The sequence below is a fragment of the Scopulibacillus daqui genome, assembly GCF_016908855.1.
Classification (GTDB): Bacteria; Bacillota; Bacilli; order Bacillales; family Sporolactobacillaceae; genus Scopulibacillus_A; species Scopulibacillus_A daqui.
In genome coordinates, this window is record NZ_JAFBER010000007.1 from 32,885 (window position 1) to 56,230 (window position 23,346).

The window sequence follows — 23,346 nt, forward strand, 5'->3', positions numbered from 1 at the left end:
TGTTCTGAAAACAAAGAAACTCGCATACACCGAGTTTTTTAATTTCTTAAGAAATAATTAAATGATCCAGACTTTTAATCAGCCATTTTCTGCTGTTGTCTTCCCGTTTCGTCAAGCCTTTCAAGTCGCAGCATTCGAGAAAAGGCATTAAATATTTTCGCGTCAGCCCTAAAATCTCTTTTGCCTCTTGAACCGTAAATTGTTCATTTGTATGATCCTTTAACTTTTGCACCTGATTCATAAACTTGCCGCAATCTGCGATATGCTGATCATCAAGCAGTACCGCTTGTCCTGTGTTCAGCAAAAATTGTCTTAACTCAATGTGGTAATGATCAGGAATTTCTTGGTTTTTACAAATGTCTACCCATGCCTCAACTTTTAATCCTTGTTCTTTTAGCTTAAGAACAGCATTATTCATTCGGGTCTGCCACGCCTTTGGCAAATGAGGGACAAATTCAGCCCGCCGAATCACCGGACCGTCCGCCATAATTAGATGTTGATCTTTTAATTGCTGGAAAGCTTTCTGAATGATGGCATCTGGAGCGGAAACCGTTTTAAGCCATTCAGCTTTGGGCCGGCCTAATCTCATTGGAAATTGATCATGGTAACGTTCCAAGCTTTGCAGAAGTTGTTTTTTTATGGCCTCAATCATGATTTGGCATGCAAAATGTTCCTGATCCAGCGGTACGGCGATACTTTGTTCGATAAAATTTTGAATGACTTTATGGCATATATCATGAGGTAACCCGGTCGCTTTAATGAGTTCTTTCTTATCAAGCATTGTATGTTCATAGAGCGCTTGCATCACTAAATCTTCCGGCGACCCTTTTGCTTTTTGTTCGAGTTTCCTGACCGTTTGCTCGCCAAATCGATGCTTTGAAACTTGCACATCAATGACGATTCCGCCGCCGATTGTCTCGGCTGGTGTTGGTCTTCTCAAAATAAAACGATCGCCTTTTTTGGCAACAATCGGCTTATCCAATTGCAATTGCGCGTAAAATCGTTCTCCCCCATTGACTTTATTCCGGTCAAACAGGATAATCCTTCCCATAACAGCGGCCGTTCCTGTATGACAAACAATCGGCATTCTCTGTTTGATAGGATGGTTTATACCCTTTGCCGTTTGGATATCGACATCTATCCGATCTGTCGGTATGTATACTTTCCTATCAGAAACAAGAACATCTCCCCTTCTCACTTCATCACGGGACACGCCGAGCAGATTAATGGCTGCCCTTTGCCCTGCGAAAGCTTTCTCTTTATCTTTATAATAGACTTGAATGCTTCTTGCTTTTGTCTTTTTCCCTTTTGGCAAAAGAATGATTTCTTCTCCTTGCTGTATGCTGCCGTTAAAAATGGTGCCTCTGGCAATCGTGCCGAATCCTCGTAACGTAAAAACATCATCGATAGGCAATCGAAAAGGCTCGTTCGTATTCTTTGGCTTTATTTTGTTGCACTTTTCGATAACCGCCTGCCTTAATCCATCTATCCCTTCATGAGATAAACTATCGACTTTAAAAATAGGCGCCCCGGCAAATGGCGTTTCAGAAAGATCCTGTTTCACTTCACTTTCAACGAGATCAAGCCATTCTTCATCTGCCAAATTCACTTTCGTTAAAATAACAAAAGCTTCTTTCAGCCCAAGTAACGTTAAAATGTCAATATGTTCTTTTGTTTGCGGCATGACGCCTTCATCGGCCGCGATCACGATAAGAACCATATCAATGCCTGCGACACCTGCGATCATTTGACGAATAAATTTTTCATGGCCGGGCACATCAATAACAGCAGCACGATGATGTTCATCCAAATCTAGATAAGCAAATCCATTTTCAATAGAAATCCGCCGTTCTTTTTCTTCCTTTAAACGGTCCGTATCGATGTTCGTTAAAGCCTTTGTTAAGGCGGTTTTCCCATGATCAATGTGGCCCGCAAGCCCGATCGTGATATGTGAATTCATGATGCTGCTCCCTTCTATTTTATTGTTTGGGGCATAAAGCCAAATTCACTATAAATCGAGTGAGTTGAATAAGTTCACCCGATATCCGGCAGTTGATAGAAACGGCAAGTATTATCCCAAATGATTTTATAGACATCTGATGCTTTCTGGATGAAAAGTTCCAATAACTCAATATAAGGCGCAAGATCTACCTTCTTTTTTTGACGCATATAATAAGGCAAGCCCGCCTCGCCGACCGCAATCATCGCTTTTACGCCGTATTGGCTGTTTTCATTAATCATATAAGAAATCTGTTGTTGTGAATATTGGTCTTAAAATGAATATGTGCGTCTATGATTTTATTCAACGTACTTCCCCCGTTTTCGCTGTTCCTCTTAGTTTGAATATATCATTTATAAATCTTGTGACAATAAAAAAATGAAATTCCCCAAATGAATTGACGGAATCAGCTTGTCTTTCTATACTGGTAGAGTTAATGAAATGAAACAAGGTGAACATCATGGATTTTGTGATAAATTTCTTATCTTTTTACGTTGTTTATGTTGAGGGTCAAGGCGAACAGGTCAATAAACATTATAAACACTTTCAAACATTAGATACGGAAAGCTATGAAAGCAGCGCGCTGAAAGACTTTCTAGATGGAGAGCTGACAAAAATCGCGAAACGGAAAGTCGAACGCCACCCGAAGTCTGAACAAGTCCCGACAAAAATTGGCCAGTTCATTGTAGAACCTGGCCACGGTCTAGATACCAACCCGAACTATAATCTCTTTCACCGGATCCGCTTTGCCGATAATCAAGATGAATTTAAAGCATTGAGCGAGCAGTTTGTTTCTGCTTATACCGACACAAGCGCGGTACGCGGCGGTGTATTTCTTGTTGCTTCAGCAAAGCTGCGAAAATATTTCGATGATCCGTTCGTTTTTATTATGAAGTGCGATTTCGAACCGAAAGTGGCTTCAATCGCCGATGAAACGTCCCTTATCCGCAACTTGGAAATGGCCATTACTACAAAAAATATGAAGTCTATTCAGTATCCTTTCATGCCGGAAGACGGCATGGTTGAGGAAGGTGAACTGAAAATACACCAAGCTTCGCACGCCCGTTATTTTGAGGATTTCCTTAAATTCGTTGAGTTTGAAAAATCTATGCCCGAAATTGTAAAAACACAAGTGATGGACATGGTGCGTGAACACATCATAGAATCATACGAAGAGGACAGCGAAGAGCGGGGACAAATCGAAGAAGCAATGGAAACGTGGGCGCAAAGCCCGAAACGCGAGCTGCAAGAGCGCTTCAGTACGGAACAAGTCGTAGAAGCAGCAGGGCAAATTGTCGAGCACACACCCGATTTGGAGTTGAAGCTGAAACTCGATCATATCTTTCTTAAAGGACTGCTTTCCGACTTTGGCGAATCGATACATTTAGCTAAATCTAATGGCCGATATATCCTCCTTGTTGAAGCGGAAGCAGTGCATTTTGAAAAAGGCTTTTCGCCGATTGAATTTCATAAGCCTGATGATTTACAGAAAGTTATCGAGAAAATAAAGTCAAAAAATAACACTAGCAAACTATAAAGTACTTAGCTCAGCGGGCGGTTTTGTTCCCCCGCTGAATTTAGTTGAACTTATAGGGGTGTTTCCGCTTGTTAGCCCCTGCCTCTTTTCCTATCTTTCTTATTTTATCGGAACAATATTCTTTCATGGTGAGATTGTTTCATAAGCATAGGCAATTTGCAATAATAGTCCTTCTGAAAAGGTGCGCCCATGAATAAAGCTATCCTATTCATTTTAATAAGTTTACATAAAATTATTATCGTAACGAGAATTTTACCTAACACATTATTTCTTTAACTGCTGCCGGCTTGACTTTATCTTCAAGTGCTGCCTCGCCAACCCAGATGAAGAAATATCTATTGTTCTTCTAAACATCGCCTTCCAACTGAGAGATTCTATCGTCTATTTTCGGGATAATTTCGTCTAATTGGCCGATGCTTTCTATAACATAGTTTGCGCCGGCTTCTTTAAACTTTTTTTCAACGGCTTCCATTTTATCTGCTAAAATATCAGGATCGCACTGATTAATCTCTTGCTCGGTCATTCCTAGTTCGTTGCCGCCCTTTATGACACCGACAGTCCAGGTGCCTGCATTTTTGCCTTCTTTAATGTCGCTGATTGAATCGCCGACTTTAATCGTATGCTTCAATGGATATACCCCCAAGGTCATGGCATTTTGAAAGATCATCCATGGATACGGCCGGCCTGCGGGCATTTCATCGGACGTAACGATCAAATCAGGAGAGCAGCCGTGTTTTTTGGCGACAGGAGCAACGACCTCCATCATTTTGCGGGTAAAACCTGTCGTTGAACCAATTTTGAGTCCCATTTTCCTTAGACGTTCAACCAATTCGACAGAGCCGGGAATTGGCTTGCTGTATTTTGGCAATATTGAAATAAGCAAAGGCTCAAAATCGGCGTAAAGCTCATCGACATCTTTGTCATGAGGCATTCTGCCATACTTTTGTTTCCAAAGATTTGCGATTCGGTCTATTTTGCACATTTCTTTAATATGGTCCCATTTTTGAAGTCCCATTGGTTCGCGTGCTTCTTCAGGTGTCACCTCAATGCCTTTTCTTCTAAAAACTTCAATAAAAACATCAACGGGAGAAAAACAGCCATAATCGACTATCGTCCCTGCCCAATCCATGAAGACGGCTTTTACATATTTGGGCGCTTGAGCATTCATCGAAGCAGACCTCCTCTTTACACAGGTTTTAAAAAGTATTCAATCAGCGGGCGGCATAAAGTTTCATTATTAATTTGGCCGATTGCTGGAATCATTCAGCCGCCTTTGGCGATATCGCAGCCTTGCATTTATAACTGTCAGTCTCGCATCAATCTTTATGAAGTCTGCGCGCGGATCATTTGATCGTTTCACGAGTCTTATGTCCTCTTTTCATTAAAATCTCCTGCATTTTTTTCAAAATCAAAAGGGCAAACAGTTCATTAATGGCTGCCCTGCAAACTTTTCCTGCTCTATGAGACTTAAAAGCCTTTATGGAACGGCTCCCCAATTATGATAATTCAGACTATTCGCGGTGTCAATCACTCTGCTTCCTCACCTTTAACCCTCTCTCTCATCGGTCATTTTAAACAAAAAAATATTTCATGAATAATTTTAAAAAACACCGTATAGGACAAGTTAGATTTTGTTCAACATAATGCTAAGGAGGCGGTGTTAGATGAGTATCTATGAGTCGTTGATGTTAATGATTAACTTTGGCATGCTGGTAATCGCTGTCCTTAAGAGCAATAACCCTAATAAATAGAGACTTTAACCCGCTTTTGTATTTAGAAACCATGCACTTACTAAAATTAATGACTCTATATATCAATTAATGCACTATAAACTTCCCCTAAACTGAAAGATGCTGTCCGGCAATGAACAGCATCCTTTTTTTTTATCATTTACGCTGCCGTTTCAGCACAATAGAAAAAGACGGCCTCTGATTAAAGCATCTGGGTCTTGCGGCTTCCTATCGGCAAATGTTCTTTATTCGATAACGTTTGTAAAAGGAGTTAACGGAAGGGTTGAAGATAAAACAAAAGCAAGCATCACAATCATTGACATTGTTAAAAGGAAAATAAGATCATAACTGCTTACCCCAGTCTTATAATAGTAGGTTCGATTCTTCGCAAGTGAGAAGCGTTTGGCTTCCATGGCAACAGCCGTTCTTTGAGCGCGTCTGATTGACTGCGCCAAAAGTGTGATGGCATAGCGTTTGATCTTATGATATTGTCCTTTTGGCCCCTTGTTTTTTTCTATGCCGCGTACTTTCATTGCGGCTCTTATAATATGAAACTCTTCATACATCATCGGCAAAATCCGAAACGCCGCTAAAAATCCATAAGCAAATTTAGGCGGCAACTTCAGCTGCTGCATCAGTGAATAAAAAAATAAGACAGGCTTTGTTGTTGAAACAAATATAAGGCTTAATATACTGAATAGAAATGTCCGCAGCCCGATATGACATCCTCTGGCCAGACTTTCTTTAGAAATTACAAGAAAATGCCACTTGAATAAAATATGTGTGCCTTGGCCAAAAAAGATCATGGTTGTCGAGCTTAAAACCGCCAATATTAATGCTAATAGCAGCATCCAAGAAGATAATTTAATATTAAAACCATTAAATACTAAGTATAAAATAAAAAATAAGCCTGTTATCCAAATCATTGTATTAAGATTATGAACCGTTAATAAAGCAATAAATAAAACGGCGATAATTAGAAATTTAAATGATGGATTAACCTTAGAAAGCCATGTGTGATAGGTTAACAATTTTTTTATTCATCCCCTTTTTTTCGCTTTCCTCAATAAACCATGCCGGCTTCGTTTTTATTTAACAGCAAATGCCCGCGTGCTGTCAGAAAATCTTTCTTTAGTTTGCCGTCTTCAATCTCCAGAACTCGAGTGGCAAAGCGTTGGACGATTTCCATTTCGTGCGTCACCATGATAACAGCCGCACCGGTTTGTCTTAATTTTTCAAAATGCTCAAGCAGAGCGAAGGTATTCTTTGCATCTTGGCCAAATGTCGGCTCATCCAGTAAAACTATTTTTGGATTTTCAAGCAGCGAGCAGGCAACACTTAGCCGTCTTTTTTGTCCAACCGACAATTGAAACGGGTGTTGGCGGATATGCGGTGCAAGCGAGAATTGGTGAAGCGCTTGATTCACTTTTTCATTAATGATGGATTGCCCCACTTTCTTTATGACCAGTCCATACTGCAGTTCATCAATCACCTTGTCGGTCACAAATTGAAATTCTGGATTTTGAAAAACAAACGCCGGGTCTGTTTCATCTGAAAGGTTCTTGCACTTGCCGGTGCAAGGCAATAACCCCATCATCCCTTCGAGAAGCGTACTCTTCCCGGCTCCGTTTCGCCCAATAATCGTAATCCATTCGCCTGATGCGACTAAGAGTTTGTTAACATGGACTTTTGGCGTTTTCTTGCGGTATACAGTAAAATCTTCAATCTCAATCAACGGCTGTCCTTCAAAAATATCGGCCGCTTCTGGTTTATTGCCAAACTCATTTTGCCAGACACCCGGGTACCAAATCCCATATTCAATCAATTTATGTTGATAATTTTTAAAAATATCATTAACCGTGCCGTCAGCTATCATGTCTCCGTCGTCATTAAATAAAACCACCCGGTCAACAAAATTAACAACATGATCAATTTTATGCTCAACAATAATCACTGTTTTATCAGCGGCCGCATCTTTAAGCATTTCCCATAAACCTTCTGTTCCTTCTGGGTCAAGCATGGCTGTCGGCTCATCCAGAAACAGCGCATCGGGATCCAAAGCTAATGCGGAAGCCGTCGCCAGCCGCTGCTTCATCCCTCCCGACAATTGGTTAATAGGCGTATGAATGTCGTCAAGGTGAAGCCCTGCTTCTTTTAACTTTTGATGAATAATGTCAGGCATTTTTTCACGCGGAACTTGAAGATTTTCAAGAACAAAAGCAATTTCTTCGTCAACGCAAGTCATACAGAATTGTGAATCAGGATCTTGAAAGACATAGCCCCATTTTTCTGGAATCTTAATTTCATCGGCTTTCACAGGATATTCAATATGCTCCGGGACAAGACCGCATAACACCTGCATTAATGTTGATTTTCCGCATCCTGATGGACCGAGCATTAATATTTTCTCGCCCTTTTGATAATGAAAGGTAAGATCCTTAAATTGCATCTCTTTTTGCTTTGGAAAAGCTAAGCGCAAACGAGTGACTCCGTATTGGCTATTGGTTAAGGACATCATAATCATCCTTTGATACAGGTCTTACGATATTCGCAACTCCGGCCGACTCCAGCGCTTTAACAAGGACATAACTAAATGCCCCCGCAATCAGCCCTGCGCCAATAAAACGGAAAATGATATTTAAAATAAGATTCCATCCGGCAAGTTCAAACAGATAGCCGTAACCTAAATCCAATATAAAAGATGCAAGCGCCGACGCCATTCCAGACAAAACAGCAACAGAGAAGTTAAATGACTTGTAGCGAAAAACTAAGAAAACAAGTTCAGCAAACAGCCCCTGCAGAAATCCATAATAAAAATCAATCACGCCGCCTTGACCGGCAAATAATACTTCTCCTAAAGCTGCCGCCGTTTCAGCAAGGAGCGCTGTACCCGGTTTTCTGATCAACAAAAGAGCGAACGGTCCTGCCATAAACCACATTCCGTAGATAAGCTGATCAATTTGAAAGCCCAATGGTTTTAATAAGTAGGATACCGGACCCCACAGCTTATAAATTAAACCAAATACTAATGCGATAACGATCGTTACCAAAATGTCTGTGAGCTTTAACTTTCGATGATTTTTCACGAATTTTCCTCCTCGCGATTTGTTCCGTCCAATTAAGGAAACTAAGAGGCAGACTTTTCGTGAAAATAGCAATACTGTCTTGGTTTGAAGAGCTTCCATCGAAAATTTGCCAAAAGGCAATGATTGAGAAAGCCGGCTTGGAAAACGATATAAGGCCGCTTTGTCATTATGCTTTCCTTCGCATATGCTGCACCTCATAAAAAAATGCCGCTTTCAATTAATGAGAAAGCGGCATGAAAAAGACGACTGTCAACATATAAAAACAGTGTATTTTCACCACTTTCCTTCGCTGGTATTATCCAGATCAGGTCCGAGGGTTTAGGCATTAGCCATTCTCAGCGAAAAGCACCCCTAGTGGAACAAATCAATATTTGCTTTTTATTTATTATCACTTTACTATACTCATTATCTTTTTTCAATATCGTGATTTTTTATTTTTAAAGTCGGCCAGCCGACAGTTTTTGCATCGTATTTTTACTTTTTTTGACATAACATAGCCGAATTCAAGTTTTTTCTATGAAAACCTTTTCAATATTGTTATAATATTGTTGAAATAGGACATTTACAATAAGAAGCAATAGTATTAACAATTTAAATTACAGCTGAGAGAGGAGAAACAGTATGAATATAGGCGTCCTTATTTCATTATCTATTTATATTATCGTCTTGTTGTTAATTGGCTATTGGTCCTATAAGCGGACATCAACATTATCCGATTATATGCTTGGCGGCCGCGGCCTCGGACCTTGGGTCACTGCGTTATCCGCAGGTGCATCAGATATGAGCGGCTGGATGGTTATGGGACTGCCGGGAGCCATGTATGCAACAGGTCTGTCAAGTGCTTGGCTGGCGATCGGCTTAACATTGGGTGCTTATGTGAACTATTTGGTCTTAGCCCCGCGTTTGCGTATTTATACTGAAATCGCCAATGATTCGATCACGATTCCTGATTTCCTTGAAAACCGTTTCAATGACAAACAAAACATTCTCCGTCTTGTTTCAGGTCTTGTTATCCTTGTTTTCTTTGCCCTATATACAGCTTCAGGCATGGTATCAGGCGGAACCCTTTTTAAAAGCGCCTTCCACCTAGATTATCGGCTTGGATTATTTTTGACTGCAGGCGTCGTGATTATTTATACGCTATTCGGCGGTTTCTTGGCCGTGAGCATGACTGACTTTGTTCAAGGTGTCATCATGTTTGTCGCCTTAATCATGGTGCCGATTGTCGCTTTTACCCATATAGGCAGCACACAAGTTATGTTCCATGATATTAAGAGCGTCAACCCTTCTTTGCTAAGTATATTTAAAGGGACTTCCGTTCTCGGCATTATTTCCTTCTTCGCTTGGGGACTTGGCTACTTTGGCCAGCCGCACATTATTGTTCGGTTTATGGCGATTACATCCTCCAAAGAACTCCGTGTGGCCAGACGCGTCGGTATCGGATGGATGGCACTGTCCTTAATTGGCGCGATGTTAACGGGCCTTATCGGTATTTCATATTTCTTGCGGCATGGAGGCTCATTGCATAACCCGGAAACGGTGCTTATTCAATTTGCAAACATTTTATTTAACCCGTATATTACAGGATTTATATTGGCAGCTATGCTCGCGGCCATCATGAGTACCATTTCTTCGCAGCTTTTAGTTACATCGAGCGCCGTGACAAATGACTTTTACAAAACATTTATCCGCCGTGAAGCCACAGACAAAGAGCTTGTTTTGGTTGGTCGATTGGCAGTATTGGCCGTATCGATTATCGCTCTCCTATTATCGATCAGCCCTAACCAGACGATTCTCAGCCTTGTTGGCCATGCTTGGGCTGGTTTTGGTTCCGCTTTTGGTCCGGCGATTTTAGTCAGTTTGTATTGGAAACGGATGACGAAATGGGGGGCGCTTGCCGGTCTTATAGTCGGCGGCCTAACAGTTATTATTTGGCTTATTATTCCTGGACTGTCAGACTTTTTATATGAAATGATTCCAGGGTTCTTCCTGAGCTTGGCAGCCGTTATTGTCGTCAGTCTGTTGACGAAAGAACCTGATGAGGCCGTTAATCTGGAATTTGAAGAAATGAAATCAAGAATCGTAAAGTAATAAAGCAGCTTGACACGCCGCCTCATTATATATTCAAAAAAAGCGCCCTGGTAAACGTGTTTTACCGGCGCTTTTCTAATAATAATCATCACTCTTTGGAAAGATAAAACAAGGAGGTGTTACATATGTCTCATCCTTATCTCTGTCCAAATTGCAAAACAAATAAGACACGATTTAATATCATTGAGCAAAAACCCAGAGCTGTTAAAATGGATCCGTCCACCGGCGAAATAACGGATGAATTCAGTATGGACCATTTAGATCCTATTCATTTGCCTTATAATGGCCCTGCACGAAAAATCCAGTGCGGCGTTTGCGGGTTAATAGAAGATGAACATTCATTTATTAAACGTGCGGAATACGCTCAAAAAAAAGATAATCATCTCATTCATTAATTTCAAACCAGCTGACGGCTGGTTTTTTTTGAACCATTATCCGCCCATTTCATAGACTAATGGTAGCAAATCGCTTAAAGGATGTTATGACATGCCTGCACTTGTCGGGATTATTAAAGTCAACATTATGTCAAGCTCGGCCGTTTTAAATGTCGGCGATGTATATAACCTTTCGCCGTTTGCCTTTTCAAAAAGTTTTGCCGGAGCCGGCTCTTTTAACACCGGCGATAAGTTAATCATTCATAACGCGCCCAATTCTACTCAAGTTGAAGATCCTGATCTTATTGATCAAGGCAACCAATTAAATATATAGTTCTTATCTAAAATTTCATTCCTTAGGTCATCGTCCACCCTATGCCATGCATATCTTTATAGTAGAGAGGTGAGCGATGGTGAATGTCCAACAACCTTATCAGTGGCAGCGGATCATACAACATTTGCACGGCACCGTGAATACGCAGGAAAAACGCATTCGCGAACTAGAGAGAATGATTAAAACTTTAAGAACAGACTTAGATGGTTTGCAAAAACAACAGCCATTAACTGTCAATTACTCCTTCGACCAATTAAAAATTGATACGCTTGAAGGCACTTTAAATATTGGATTAAACCCTAATAAAGATATGGAAGATCTTGATGATTTTACAATTAACGATCAAACCATTCATGCTCCTGAACAGCCTGTTGACCCTGCTTCTGCTGTCATGAATGAGGTTAACAGCTTCCTAAATCAATATTTCAGCAAGCAAGCGTACGAAGATTTGCGCACGATCGAACAAGAGAAAGGTTATCCTTTAGATGACACATACCGGCAATTTATCATTAATGATGTTCAAAAACAGCTTCATAACCGTGCCCAATATTATCTATCGAAATATCAAGAGCATTATCTTGATAACCAAGAAGAATTAGTTGATGTGATTAACGAAAAGCTTCATGATGACATCCGAAGGGCGTTCAGTATGTTTATTGATTATCTTCCTAAAAAAAGGCGTGATTCTCAATGAATTTTAATGTTGTTAACAAGCAATTATGCGTCAATAACATTAGAATTATCGGTGTGGCGACGGCTTCAGTCGTTCTGGTCGGCGATGCAAAAACCATTGGAACATCATCTATATATGACACCCCGGCAGAATCATTAATCGTTGGCGAAGCGGTTGTTCCATATGCACCAGCGGGGGTTGTACGATAATGCCGGCCCGGACTTCTGCCGTTAATACATTAAAAGCCAACTCTATTTCTATGGGTTCAATACTTGAAATTGGCGATTCTAAGCGGGTTACGCCGGTAGGAAAAGTTTTTGCTCTGCAAAGAGAATACCCCATTTTTCCAAAAGATGATCCTATCCTTAACCAAGAACCGGACATTTTTAAAGTGCCGTTGCTTGAAGCTCATATTTACGAACCTATTCATACGAATATCGTTAATGAAGATCCGCTAATAAAAGTCAATCATATGAAAATAACAGGTGTGTCTACTGCTTCTGTTATAGAAATTGGTTCTACAGATTATGTTTACAGTGAAGCACGCGTTAAAAATATTCGGCAATTTTTTAACCCGCCTGACCAAAGGTCTTAGCAACCTAACATTTGCCCAGTCACCGGCATAGAATAATTTATCACTAGGTGTAAAGGATGTTTCGATATGCCATCAATTGCGGGACCAATTAAAATCAACAGCGTAGGCAGCGGCGCCGTTTTTCATGTTGGCGACTCACTGAATATTTCTCCTAAAAGCACATCGAAAACGTATGCCGGATCAGGTGCATTAAATACCGGTGACTTTTTGCAAACGAATAATATGATTAACAGTACAAATACATTAGATTCAGATCTGGCAGACGGAAATAATGCGGCGGATAATTAATTTTAATTGGAGCGTTCCATATGAATTTTTTTATTAATCAAGAAATTCATATCCATCAAATCAGAATAAATGGTCTATCAAATTCATCTGTACTACAAATCGGCAGTGCCGGAATGATTAAACCTATATCAAATGCATATAATTCCGGGCGGTTCACACAACCTGCACCGCAACTTGCTTTGCCAGGCCAAATCACGCATGGAGAAACTTATCAGCCTTCCCAAGTACCGGCGGCTCACCCGATTTTGGTCCCTCTTCCCGCCCCGCGGTGACATTTTTAAATATAATCATAAAGTTTCCCGTCTTAATTTTTATCTTTATCATTGGGAAAGACATAGCACCTATAAGAAAAACTCGCTGTCAGCGAGTTTTTTTCTATTAAATCATCATATTTCAATATGGACAACCATATGTTGTATTAATAAAACACTTGAGGAGGAGAAACAATGATTGCCGGCAAAATATTAGAAAAAGCTAAACCTAAACGTTCATTTATTCACTCAGTGAAATCTTTTATAAAAGATTTTAATAAAATTCAGCCAGAAGACCTCCTTGAAAAGATGACGAACGTGATGTTTAAAATGATCTTATTTTTAGGCATTCCGTACTTTATTTTTATCTTCATAAAGTTTTTGATGATTTATTAGGACATGGAAACACCCTTCTGAATTCAGACCAAAACAGAAGGGTTCATTTATTTATTATAATTGTTTTAATATGGCGTCGAGGACATAGTCAATCGCTTTGATCGTTTCTAGAAAACGGCGGCGGCGCGTGTCTTTTTGAAAAGCGGTGACTGATGTGATTGTCAAATTGTCGTACGTATCATTAATTTGTATATGGTAAATATATTTGGGGCGTTCTTTGTTAACCCATTCTAATGCAAGCGGTTTCCACTTGTCTGCCGCACTGAGAACCTTGTCAGCAAACGGCTTTACCTCATTGTAAAAGTCAGCTTCATACCCCTCTTGCCGCGTACTGTTCACAAATTGGCCGTAAGCCTTTTGATTATATTGGCGAAGTTCTATTGTTAAATCCTTCAAAAGCTGTTTTTTGTCGTCATCCATAGCTGTCACCCCCTTCTATATCGTACCAAAAGAAAGGGATGATGACACGCGCATTACATTTCTAAAGTCATTCCGCGGAAACTAGGAGCCGACGATGCCTTTCAAAACTGGTAAGTGATGCCTTTCGTTGTTCGTTAATGAAAAAATGCCATTCGCTTGAGTAAATCTTGTTAATTTACGATCAATGATTCTAATTTGTTCATCAATCTGATGGATCATACGATAAATAGATTCCAGTTCTTGACGATGGTGCAATAATTGCATCGAAACAATTTCATCCGCTTTATTGGAAATTTTTCTTTCTAACATATCCATTTTAACTTCCAAACAGTCCATCCGTACATCCAGCTCTTTCCTCGATAACCCGTAGCCGTAAGCGATTTGTTCTTCATGCCGTTCTGTTTTCATAACCTCAACTCCCGTTGGTTTATTAATGTTAAATAGTTCTTTCTTTTTAATAAACTCCCTGCACGCTTGACAAAAGAAGTGGTTCTTCATCAAAGAAAGGTGCCTTTCTCACTCATTTTTTGATTTTCGACAAATCAAAGATATCAGCGCGGCTGTTCTTTCAATTTGCTTTTGTTTTTTAACGTACCAATGAGTGAGGTCATAAGGCATAAGTTTAGGACGACCATACCATTTGTCGTTAACCTCACCTGTAAACCAATCATCCATTGTGCTTAAATGATGTTTAACAGGATTGTAAAAATGCCGCAAACAGGCATCATCCATCTCAGGCTCCTTCTGAAACCTCCCGTAATCTGACCGAGATCCGGTTGGTTCCACGTTTAAAGCAAATTGACGGATGTCTTGACAAACCGGGGACTCAAATAGAAGCCATGCAAGCTGCTTACCAAGCTCTATTCTATTTTCAACATGTGTAAATCGGCTAACGGAGAAACCATATAAAGCGCCGTTCATCGTCGGGAAAATAACCGACGTTTGATGCAGCCATTCTTGAAATTTAAAAAACATGCGGTTAAAAACTTTATTTTTTAAATAGTTTTGTCGAATGACCGGTTTTTCAATGACTTGCTGCTCATTAACGATTTGACTTGTGCAAAGCCGTCCCCTATCCCGCGTTAACCAAAATGTCTCCCATTCCTTTTCCATAAAAACAGAAACATTAAACGCTTTTAAAAGGTGGAAATAGGGCCTGTTTTTTTGTTTTGAAAATTGATATATCAGAAGTTGAGGAAAAGCGTCCGAAAAAATTAACCAATTGGGCCGTTCATAAGTATGAAAAAGAATAAAGCGGTCCTTCGCCTTTAATATCTGTTTCATTGGCCTAAGGGCAAGGTCGGTCATATTCCAGCCGGCATTTCTGGAAACCATGCTGGCAAGCAGCGACCAATCAATTTCTGGATTTCCAAGATAATAATGGATATATGCTTTTGTTCTTGAGATATTATCAAGATTATATTCATCGGTTTTCTTGCGGATATAGCCAATCATTTTCCTTTCTTGACGGCTAAAGCAAATTTTTTGTCGACGGTGACAGATATCAATAAAGGTGTTAGACTGTATAGGCATAGCTTTCTCCTTATTATCTAAGGATAGAAGATGTCATAATAAAAATAATTCTATACCATTTGCATATATACGTTATAATTGAGATAGAACTAGTTTATTTATAAATTAGTTCTTCATGTGCTTTCTTATCTTCATTAAGATAGTAAGAAAGTACAATAACGAAAATAGATAAAGGAGTTTACAACTTGACTATTTTCTATCCTAACGGTAAACCTTATATTAATCAGTCACCGCCGAAAAAGAAAACAGCCAAAGTGAATTTTGCCAACCGCGGCATGACACTTGAGGAAGATTTGAACATGACTAACCAGTATTATTTAGAACGTGATATAGCGGTTATTCATAAGAAACCGACCCCCGTGCAAATTGTAAATGTTGATTATCCGCGAAGAAGCGCCGCTAAAATTACTGAAGCCTATTTTAGAAAAGCATCAACAACCGATTACAACGGGTTATATCGGGGACATTATATTGATTTTGAAGCAAAGGAAACGAGAAGCAAAACCGTTTTGCCGCTGAAAAATTTTCATGAACATCAAGTTGAACATATGAAAAAAGTGAAATCTCACGGCGGTATTTGCTTTGTCATCATTAAATTTACAACCAGCGGGGAAATTTTTCTGTTGGATGCCGAACACCTGATAAAATACTGGTCAGAACAAAAATCTGGCGGTGAAAAATCAATTCCGAAAGCTATCATTAAAGGTCAAGGTTATCCTATTCCACAAGGATATATGCCGCGCATCGATTATTTAACGATAGTCGATCGTGTTTATTTATAATTTAGCCATAAGGCTATGAGTTCATTCGAATGCTATTATTTGAATAGATTTGTCGTCTGGAAAGGTAGGATTGTATAATGACAGAATATATGTCTAGAGCTGAAAGACGTCAAGCAAAACGACAAGATAATCAAAATCAACCAAAGGGGCAGAAAGGGAAGAAAAAAGGCCTTTTTAAACGCATTGCACTCATTTGTTTCTTAATCATCCTTTTCTTAGTCCTTGCCGGCGTCATCACGGTGTTTGCAATCATTAAACAAGCGCCGACTTTAGATCCGAAGTTATTAAAAGATCCAATGTCCACTACGATATATGACAAAAATGGACATAAGATTGATACGGTTTACACCCAGGAAAATCGGACTTATGCACCTATAAATAAAATACCAAAAGTTGTGCAAGAAGCTTTTATTTCAACAGAAGATAACCGTTTTTACAAGCATTTCGGCATCGATCCGTATCGAATCGGCGGAGCCGTTGTCGCTAACCTTACTCACGGTTTTGGTTCAGAAGGAGGCAGCACGCTCGATCAGCAGGTCATTAAGAACTCCTTGTTGACACCGCAAAAAACATTAACCCGAAAAATTCAAGAAGCTTATTTGGCCATTAGGCTTGATCAAAAATACTCTAAGCAGCAAATCCTGGAAATGTACTTGAATAAAATTTATTTAGGCGAAGCCGCTTACGGTGTTGGAACAGCAGCCAAAGTATACTTTGGCAAAAATGTTCAGGATTTGACATTGCCTGAAGCAGCCATGCTTGCTTCACTGCCAAAAGCGCCAAGTTACTATGATCCATTGGCAAATCCTAAAGAAGCGAAACAGCGTCAAGAATTAGTGCTCGATACGATGGCAAAGAACCATTATATTACTAAAGAACAAGCTGACAAAGCAAAACAAGTATCTATTAAAGAATTGACCAAAAACCATAAAGGCTTGCAAAAGCCGAAAAGAAAATATAACGCCTATATTAACTACGTTTATGATGAACTCGTTAACAAGAAAAAAGTCATCTCAAAAGATGAATTCTATCAAGGCGGATTAAAAATATATACAAATCTTGATCCTAAAGCCCAGCAAAGACTTCAAGATGTACTCAATAACGACGGCAACTTCCCGGGCGTCAAGAAAAATTTCCAAGCCGGTGCCGCGATTATTGATACAAAAACCGGTGCAGTTCAAGCTATCGGCGGCGGACGTCATTATGAAAACGGCATAAACTGGGCAACAAGCACAGATAATGCTGTCGGTTCAACAGCCAAGCCGATTATGGATTACGGCCCTGCTATTGAATATCAAAATTGGTCCACGGCTCACCGCGTTATTGATAAACCATACAAGTATAAAAACGGACAGTCCTTAGGAAACTGGGATGGAAAGTACAAAGGAACAATGACTATGCGGGAAGCGCTCGCGCAGTCACGAAATATCCCTGCTGTTAGAACGCTTCATCAGCTTTTAGAAGATGAAGGCGAAGGCAAAATCAAAGAATTCACCAGCAAATTAGGCTTGGACTTCAAAGATGTCTATGAATCCTATGCGATAGGTGCATTTACAGCATCGCCGCTGCAAATGGCGGGCGCCTATGCAGCTTTTGGAAACAATGGCGTGTATAACGAACCTCATGCCGTTACATCGATTGCATTCCCTGATGGTCATACTATTGATCTTGACCACAAAGAACATGTAGCAATGCATGACTATACGGCATATATGATCACTGATATGTTAAAATCAGTTATCCACGATCCGCAAGGAACAGGAAGAGATGCGAATATTTCTGGCGTGCCGGTTGCCGGCAAGACAGGTTCAACCAATATTCCTGATGAATACGCCCAGAAACATGGTCTGTCTTCTTATGAACAGCTTCATGGCGATCTTGACTCATGGTTTGTCGGTTATACGACTGAGTTAACAATGTCGGTATGGACGGGTTATACACCATCTAATGATCCTGACAGCGGATCATATTTGCCGGTCAGCCAACAGCACTATGCACAAGATATCTTTAAATATGTCATGCAGGATCTGGTATCACCTCATACGCCAGATTTCAAAAAGCCTGACTCTGTTATCGAATCCGGCGGCGAACTATATGTCAGAGGTCATCAATCTGACGACGTCATAGTTCCGAAACACGCCGGCACAGATAAGAAAAAAGAGCAGTCAAGCTCATCATCTGAAGAACAAAGCAGCACTGATACGAATAGCAGCGATAACAGCGACAACAGCAAACAAAAAGATAACAAACAAAAACAAAAGGACCAGCAGGAAAAAGACAAAAAAGATAAAGAAGATAAAAAGGATCAAAAAGATAAACAGGATAAACAAAATCAAGACAATCAAAGCAATGATCAAAACAGTGATCAAAACACAAACAATGACCAAAATCAAAACGACCAAAATAATCAAGATAACCAAGGTCAAAAGGATAATGAAAATAATCATCAAGGCGATAACCAAGATCAAGGCGGCCATGGCAATAATCAAGATCAGGGCGGCCAAGATCAAGGGGATCAAGGCAATCAAGGAAACAATGGAGGCCATAACGGACAAGGCAATCAAGGCGACTCTAATAACCAAGGCCATCAGGGCGGACAGACGAATACCGGAAACTCTGGTGATAACGGCAATCAAAACCCTTCCCAAAACAATAGCGGCAATAATGATGGGAAGCCGTCAAGTTCGGACGGAAACAGCAATAAAACGGACTCCGGAGACAATCAGCAGAATAGCCAGTCTTCCGAAGGACATTAAAAAAAACGCTCGCTAGAAGCGAGCGTTTTTTTATGCTCTTTTAACATTAAAATAATCTGTTATTAAAGGCCAAACTTGCGGATAACGAAACGCCAAATTCCAAAAGCTGATGCCCCCTAATTGATACTCGTTAACCAATTGAAACATGGCCTCCATCATTCTTAAATCGCTGAACCATACCACATGCCTTTTGCCGTTTTCATCTGTATAATGGAAAAATGGCGCCTCCGCTTTAACATCATATTGAATTTGAGCACGGTATCTCGCAGCTAATTCATAGGCTTGATTTGTTGTCAGCGCCTTAGCAAACTCCCCTCCTTCTGTATATGGCAATGTCCAATCATAACCATATAAAGGGATACTCATCACAATTTTATTTTTTGGAATAACTGATCTGGCATAGTTTACAACAGCCCGAACCTGCGCCATTGGACTGACTGCCATTGGCGGCCCCCCGCTCCATCCCCACTCATACGTCATTAATACAACAAAATCGACAATTTTTCCGACGGTTTGATAGTCATGCGCTTCATACCAAGCACCTGTTTGTTGTCCGCTTAACTTAGGAGCCAGCGATGCTGCCACTTTGAAATTTTCTTTATGGAGACGGTCTGTTAATCTTTTTAAAAAACGGTTGTTCAATTGTCTCGTATTCGTTCCTAAAAATTCAAAATCAACATTGACACCGCTAAATCCTTTTTCTTTAAGCTGATTAACGATGTTCTCAAATAATCGGTTTTGGACGGATGTACTGGAAAGAATGTTTTTGGCTATATCGGCGCTAAACGCTTCGCTATCAACATTAGTGATGACCATAAACGGACGGACTCTGCTGTTTTTAACCGCATGAAGAAGTACCTCCTCATTGTCAGGAGGTACGATATCGCCATCAGAAGTCACTTTATATTGAAAAACGGACAAATACGTCAGTGCCGATTTTGCCTCCTCAAAATCCTCTGTATTTGAACTTGGCTCAAGAAAACCATTGACGATAATCGTTGATTTTCTTCTTTCTGGAAGTCTAATAACTGTACCAGGGTAAAGCATTTGACCTTCTAATTGAGGGTTTTGCTTCAATAATTGCTGATAGTCTACATTATATTTTTTAGCTATAGACCATAATGTGTCGCCTGGTTTAACAATATATGCCGGCCGTGCCGGGATCAATAATGTTCGGCCGGCAATTAATTGGCCGGGACTTGTAATCTGATTTATATTCAAGATATGTTGAGGTGAAACATTGTATTTATTTGATATCGTACTCAATGTTTCCCCTGCCGTTACAACATGAACTTGCATAGACATCCCCCTTAAAACTTCATGTTGTATCCTATGTACAGGACATTTGTCCATGTGCCACTTTTTATTTTGGGGGAATGCAGCTTGAGATTTCTTGAAAGCTTAAAAAAAGGCTGTGCCAATTTTTATTGCACAACCCTTTACAACATTCATCTATTGAATTTTAACCTTTTCTCTTTTTCTCATTCGCTTCTGCCCTTCTCTGCATATATTTAAGAGCGGACAGATATCACATTTCGGCGTTTGGGCTTTGCAATGGTACCGGCCAAAAAAAATCAGACGGTGATGGGTTTCAGACCATTTTTCCTTAGGAACTTTCTTCATTAAAGTCTTTTCAACTTCTAGAACACTGTCTTTCCATCGGCAAATACCGAGCCGCTTTGTTACCCGTTCAACATGCGTATCTACCGCAATGGCAGGAACTCCGAAGGCCACGGAAACAATGACATTTGCCGTTTTTCGTCCGATGCCCGGCAGTTTCATCAGTTCATCGCGATCTTTTGGCAACTCGCCGCCGTACTCGTCAATAAGGATTTGACAAAGTTTGCGGATGCTTTTAGATTTATTTCGAAATAAGCCGATCGATCGAATATCTTGCTGAAGTTCTTCTAATGGTACAGCTAAATAATCTTCCGGTGCATGATATTTTTCAAATAATCCAGGCGTCACTTTATTGACTAAGGCATCTGTGCATTGAGCGGAAAGAATAACAGCAATCGCAAGCTCAAATGGATTACTGTGATTCAGCTCGCAATGAGCATCGGGAAACATTTCGCCTAATGTATCAAGAACAACATTTATTTGTTTTTTGCTTAGCACTTCATCACCTTTTTCAATTAATTCTCTAACCAATTATACATTGGCAAAGTTATTGAATTTTGGTTTTTATTTGCTTGATGTTCTTTTTTTTGCGGGAATTTATTTCTAATTTTTTCACCGTACGCTTTCGCCTGCTGTAAAGTTTTGATCCCGTTTTTTTTCCACTCAAATAATATTCTGTCTATATATCGAAAGTTTAATTTGCCTGAAATGACAGATTCTCTTAATGCCGCTTTGATTAATTCCGGGGAATGGTGATCTTGATCCAGCCACATCGTTAATGTTTCACATTCAATCGGTGATAATGGACGGCCAAATTCGTTTTCAAAAACAGTATATAAAGCAACCTCTTGCTCTGCATGCTGTTGGTCGGTTGTCTTTTGATAATGATGAACAATTAATTTTTCCCATAAAGGCTCCAGTGTGTAAGCCTCTGAATAAATTTGATTATCTGTTCTTTGTTCAATATTCAAGAAACCGTTCTGAACTAAGCGGCGCAAATGATCAGCACATTGGGCAGGCGTACAGCTCATTCGTTCAGCTAAATCATCAGGCGTTGGAAAGTAATTGCCCTTGGATATAAAAGAATGAACATGAATGAGAAGCATGCATTCTTCTTCATTCAAGCCAAGCATATAATAATTCTCAAGCAATAGAGAAGGGATCATGACATTACTGTTTACCATTAAGTCCATCATTATTTTTTTCTCCACATTCGACACCTCTCCCCTATTATATCATGAACTTCTTGTTCTATCTTCTAAAAGATAGGCGCTTGATAAACAGCGGAATGCTATAAAGAAAACTTGCCGAACTGGCAAGTTTTCTTTATGGATAAATTCGATTTAATAATCTTGGGAATGGAATTGTTTCGCGAACATGTTCTGTTCCGCTGATCCACGCAACCGTTCTTTCCAAGCCTAATCCGAAACCTGAATGAGGAACGCTTCCGTATTTTCTTAACTCTAAATACCATTCATAAGCAGGATCGGTCAGGTTATGTTCTTCATAACGTTTTTTAAGCAATTCCAAATCATCGATTCTTTGGCTGCCTCCGATAATTTCACCATAACCTTCAGGGGCGATTAAGTCAGCGCAAAGCACCACTTCTTCGCGGTCTGGATCAGGCTTCATATAAAAAGCTTTGATTGACGCTGGATAATTGGTAATAAATACCGGCTTGTCAAAGCTCTCAGCAATGGCTGTTTCGTGCGGCGCACCGAAATCTTCTCCCCATTCAATATCGTCGAAGCCTTTTTCTTTTAGAAGTTCAATGGCTTTATCATAAGAAATTCTTGGAAACGGCGCTTGAACCTTTTCTAACTTGGAGATATCGCGATCAAGCGTCTTCAATTCCATCCGGCAATTTTTCAAAACGGACTGCACAATGAATGACACATATTGCTCTTGAATTTTAAGGCTTTCTTCATGATCAGTAAATGCCATTTCCGGTTCAATCATCCAGAACTCGATTAAGTGGCGGCGGGTTTTAGACTTTTCTGCCCGAAAAGTTGGACCAAATGAAAACACTTTACCGAAAGCCATGGCCGCCGCTTCCATATATAATTGTCCGCTTTGCGATAAATAAGCGTCGCGGTCAAAATATTTTGTATGGAAGAGATCCGTGGTCCCTTCTGCGGAGCTGCCGGTCAAAATCGGCGGATCGATTTTAATAAAACCATGTTCATTAAAAAATTCATATGTTGCTCGAATAATTTCATTGCGAATACGTAAAATCGCATGCTGGCGGCTTGAACGCAGCCACAAGTGGCGATGATCCATCAAAAACTCTGTGCCGTGTTCTTTTGGCGTAATAGGATAGTCTTCTGTTATTTGGATAATCGAAAGATCTGTAACCGTCAACTCATACCCGGAAGGTGAACGATGATCTTCGCGCACTATACCATTGACATAAAAAGAACTTTCTTGCGTTAATTCTTTTGCTATATTCCACGCTTCCTCTGAGACTTCGCTTTTTACGATGACGCCTTGGATGAATCCGGTACCGTCACGAAGCTGCAAAAACTGAATTTTGCCGCTGGAGCGCTTGTTGGCAAGCCAAACGCCAATCTTTACTTCTTGTCCAACATATTTGCTTACTTCGGAAATCGTTATTTTCATAAACATAACCTCCACTACAAAAGAAAACTCATGACCTTTCGAGAGGCCACCAATATTTTGATCTTATAATTTTTTCTTGTTTTGATCTATCATTTTTTATCATTTTGATCCATAGATGCCGCGTAAGACAAGCGGACATAATCGGGTTTAACTGCTCTTCATGGCCGCCTCGAGAATATGATCAGGGGTGTGTAAATCAGGCTTATCCAGCTCATTTTCCTTTTTCTAAGCTGGATAAAGATGTTCCGGGAAAAAAGCGATT

Annotated in this window: 27 protein-coding genes and 1 riboswitch; of the genes, 14 read left to right on the forward strand and 13 right to left on the reverse strand. The window is 40.0% G+C overall.

What is annotated here, in order from left to right:
- Nucleotides 1-46: 46 nt before the first annotated feature.
- Complete coding sequence (selB, locus tag JOD45_RS07010) at nt 47-1,960, reverse strand: selenocysteine-specific translation elongation factor (RefSeq protein WP_205003164.1); 1,914 nt, start codon at nt 1,958-1,960, stop codon at nt 47-49.
- Between the two features lie 74 nt (nt 1,961-2,034).
- Entirely contained in the window at nt 2,035-2,241 is a 207-nt protein-coding gene (locus JOD45_RS07015; RefSeq protein WP_205003165.1) for a hypothetical protein, read from the reverse strand.
- Nucleotides 2,242-2,459: 218 nt separating this feature from the next.
- On the opposite strand from JOD45_RS07015, the gene JOD45_RS07020 reads away from it, so the two are divergent.
- Entirely contained in the window at nt 2,460-3,536 is a 1,077-nt protein-coding gene (locus JOD45_RS07020) for a DUF3900 domain-containing protein (protein WP_205003166.1), read from the forward strand.
- Between the two features lie 346 nt (nt 3,537-3,882).
- Here JOD45_RS07020 and phnX read toward each other — a convergent pair whose 3' ends face one another.
- Entirely contained in the window at nt 3,883-4,704 is an 822-nt protein-coding gene (phnX, locus tag JOD45_RS07025; protein ID WP_205003167.1) for a phosphonoacetaldehyde hydrolase, read from the reverse strand.
- Between the two features lie 496 nt (nt 4,705-5,200).
- Here phnX and JOD45_RS16945 point away from each other — a divergent pair, with 496 nt between their 5' ends.
- Nucleotides 5,201-5,287, forward strand: coding sequence for a putative holin-like toxin (locus JOD45_RS16945; RefSeq protein WP_380898122.1), 87 nt, complete (start codon nt 5,201-5,203; stop codon nt 5,285-5,287).
- Nucleotides 5,288-5,511: 224 nt separating this feature from the next.
- Here the strand turns inward: JOD45_RS16945 and JOD45_RS07030 are convergent, their stop codons facing one another.
- The 3 genes from JOD45_RS07030 to JOD45_RS07040 are packed head-to-tail and all read right to left on the reverse strand — an operon-like array spanning nt 5,512 to nt 8,352.
- Nucleotides 5,512-6,297, reverse strand: a complete 786-nt coding sequence (locus JOD45_RS07030) for an energy-coupling factor transporter transmembrane component T family protein (RefSeq protein ID WP_239549135.1) — start codon at nt 6,295-6,297, stop codon at nt 5,512-5,514.
- A gap of 32 nt (nt 6,298-6,329) precedes the next feature.
- The gene (locus JOD45_RS07035; protein ID WP_205003168.1) at nt 6,330-7,781 is read right to left on the reverse strand and encodes an ABC transporter ATP-binding protein; all 1,452 of its coding nucleotides are present in this window, start codon (nt 7,779-7,781) and stop codon (nt 6,330-6,332) included.
- The gene (locus JOD45_RS07040) at nt 7,765-8,352 is read right to left on the reverse strand and encodes an ECF transporter S component (protein ID WP_338056040.1); all 588 of its coding nucleotides are present in this window, start codon (nt 8,350-8,352) and stop codon (nt 7,765-7,767) included. The genes JOD45_RS07035 and JOD45_RS07040 overlap by 17 nt, the downstream gene beginning before the upstream one ends.
- Before the next feature lie 59 nt (nt 8,353-8,411).
- Here JOD45_RS07040 and JOD45_RS07045 point away from each other — a divergent pair, with 59 nt between their 5' ends.
- The 10 genes from JOD45_RS07045 to JOD45_RS07090 all read left to right on the forward strand — a co-directional run bounded on the left by JOD45_RS07045 (nt 8,412) and on the right by JOD45_RS07090 (nt 13,354).
- Nucleotides 8,412-8,552: a hypothetical protein gene (locus JOD45_RS07045; protein WP_205003291.1), complete on the forward strand. Its 141-nt coding sequence runs from the start codon at nt 8,412-8,414 to the stop codon at nt 8,550-8,552.
- 64 nt (nt 8,553-8,616) lie between these two features.
- Nucleotides 8,617-8,715: riboswitch (TPP riboswitch) on the reverse strand.
- Nucleotides 8,716-8,973: 258 nt separating this feature from the next.
- Nucleotides 8,974-10,443 (forward strand): sodium/proline symporter PutP, encoded by a 1,470-nt coding sequence (gene putP, locus JOD45_RS07050; protein WP_205003169.1) that lies wholly within the window; start codon nt 8,974-8,976, stop codon nt 10,441-10,443.
- 125 nt (nt 10,444-10,568) lie between these two features.
- A complete protein-coding gene (locus JOD45_RS07055) occupies nt 10,569-10,838 on the forward strand; it encodes a DNA alkylation repair protein (RefSeq protein WP_205003170.1) in 270 nt (89 codons plus the stop codon).
- Between the two features lie 91 nt (nt 10,839-10,929).
- A complete protein-coding gene (locus JOD45_RS07060) occupies nt 10,930-11,151 on the forward strand; it encodes a spore germination protein (protein ID WP_205003171.1) in 222 nt (73 codons plus the stop codon).
- Between the two features lie 79 nt (nt 11,152-11,230).
- Nucleotides 11,231-11,845: a spore germination protein GerPC gene (gerPC, locus tag JOD45_RS07065; protein ID WP_205003172.1), complete on the forward strand. Its 615-nt coding sequence runs from the start codon at nt 11,231-11,233 to the stop codon at nt 11,843-11,845.
- Nucleotides 11,842-12,033 carry a spore gernimation protein GerPD gene (locus JOD45_RS07070; RefSeq protein WP_205003173.1) on the forward strand — a complete coding sequence of 64 codons (192 nt, stop codon included), beginning with the start codon at nt 11,842-11,844 and terminating at the stop codon, nt 12,031-12,033. Before gerPC ends, JOD45_RS07070 begins: the two co-directional genes overlap by 4 nt.
- A complete protein-coding gene (locus JOD45_RS07075) occupies nt 12,033-12,419 on the forward strand; it encodes a spore germination protein GerPE (protein WP_205003174.1) in 387 nt (128 codons plus the stop codon). The genes JOD45_RS07070 and JOD45_RS07075 overlap by 1 nt, the downstream gene beginning before the upstream one ends.
- Before the next feature lie 66 nt (nt 12,420-12,485).
- On the forward strand, nt 12,486-12,707 hold the full coding sequence (locus JOD45_RS07080; RefSeq protein ID WP_205003175.1) for a spore germination protein: 222 nt from the start codon (nt 12,486-12,488) through the stop codon (nt 12,705-12,707).
- Nucleotides 12,708-12,727: 20 nt separating this feature from the next.
- Complete coding sequence (locus tag JOD45_RS07085; protein ID WP_205003176.1) at nt 12,728-12,979, forward strand: spore germination protein GerPB; 252 nt, start codon at nt 12,728-12,730, stop codon at nt 12,977-12,979.
- A 174-nt stretch (nt 12,980-13,153) separates the two neighbouring features.
- The gene (locus tag JOD45_RS07090) at nt 13,154-13,354 is read left to right on the forward strand and encodes a hypothetical protein (RefSeq protein WP_205003177.1); all 201 of its coding nucleotides are present in this window, start codon (nt 13,154-13,156) and stop codon (nt 13,352-13,354) included.
- 54 nt (nt 13,355-13,408) lie between these two features.
- Here the strand turns inward: JOD45_RS07090 and JOD45_RS07095 are convergent, their stop codons facing one another.
- The 3 genes from JOD45_RS07095 to JOD45_RS07105 all read right to left on the reverse strand — a co-directional run bounded on the left by JOD45_RS07095 (nt 13,409) and on the right by JOD45_RS07105 (nt 15,229).
- Complete coding sequence (locus tag JOD45_RS07095) at nt 13,409-13,774, reverse strand: YppE family protein (protein WP_205003178.1); 366 nt, start codon at nt 13,772-13,774, stop codon at nt 13,409-13,411.
- 81 nt (nt 13,775-13,855) lie between these two features.
- Entirely contained in the window at nt 13,856-14,182 is a 327-nt protein-coding gene (locus tag JOD45_RS07100) for a hypothetical protein (protein ID WP_205003179.1), read from the reverse strand.
- Nucleotides 14,183-14,290: 108 nt separating this feature from the next.
- Nucleotides 14,291-15,229: a DUF2515 family protein gene (locus JOD45_RS07105; protein ID WP_205003180.1), complete on the reverse strand. Its 939-nt coding sequence runs from the start codon at nt 15,227-15,229 to the stop codon at nt 14,291-14,293.
- Between the two features lie 263 nt (nt 15,230-15,492).
- Between JOD45_RS07105 and recU the strand changes: the two genes are divergently transcribed.
- A complete protein-coding gene (recU, locus tag JOD45_RS07110; RefSeq protein ID WP_205003181.1) occupies nt 15,493-16,089 on the forward strand; it encodes a Holliday junction resolvase RecU in 597 nt (198 codons plus the stop codon).
- Nucleotides 16,090-16,166: 77 nt separating this feature from the next.
- The gene (locus JOD45_RS07115) at nt 16,167-18,845 is read left to right on the forward strand and encodes a transglycosylase domain-containing protein (protein WP_205003182.1); all 2,679 of its coding nucleotides are present in this window, start codon (nt 16,167-16,169) and stop codon (nt 18,843-18,845) included.
- Nucleotides 18,846-18,875: 30 nt separating this feature from the next.
- On the opposite strand, the gene JOD45_RS07120 is transcribed toward JOD45_RS07115, so the two are convergent.
- The 4 genes from JOD45_RS07120 to asnS form a co-directional block, all read right to left on the reverse strand.
- Nucleotides 18,876-20,144 (reverse strand): glycoside hydrolase family 18 protein, encoded by a 1,269-nt coding sequence (locus JOD45_RS07120; protein WP_205003183.1) that lies wholly within the window; start codon nt 20,142-20,144, stop codon nt 18,876-18,878.
- 153 nt (nt 20,145-20,297) lie between these two features.
- Nucleotides 20,298-20,963 (reverse strand): endonuclease III, encoded by a 666-nt coding sequence (nth, locus tag JOD45_RS07125; protein WP_205003285.1) that lies wholly within the window; start codon nt 20,961-20,963, stop codon nt 20,298-20,300.
- Between the two features lie 17 nt (nt 20,964-20,980).
- On the reverse strand, nt 20,981-21,676 hold the full coding sequence (locus tag JOD45_RS07130) for a DnaD domain protein (RefSeq protein WP_338056042.1): 696 nt from the start codon (nt 21,674-21,676) through the stop codon (nt 20,981-20,983).
- 115 nt (nt 21,677-21,791) lie between these two features.
- Complete coding sequence (asnS, locus tag JOD45_RS07135) at nt 21,792-23,084, reverse strand: asparagine--tRNA ligase (protein ID WP_205003184.1); 1,293 nt, start codon at nt 23,082-23,084, stop codon at nt 21,792-21,794.
- Nucleotides 23,085-23,346 lie beyond the last annotated feature (262 nt).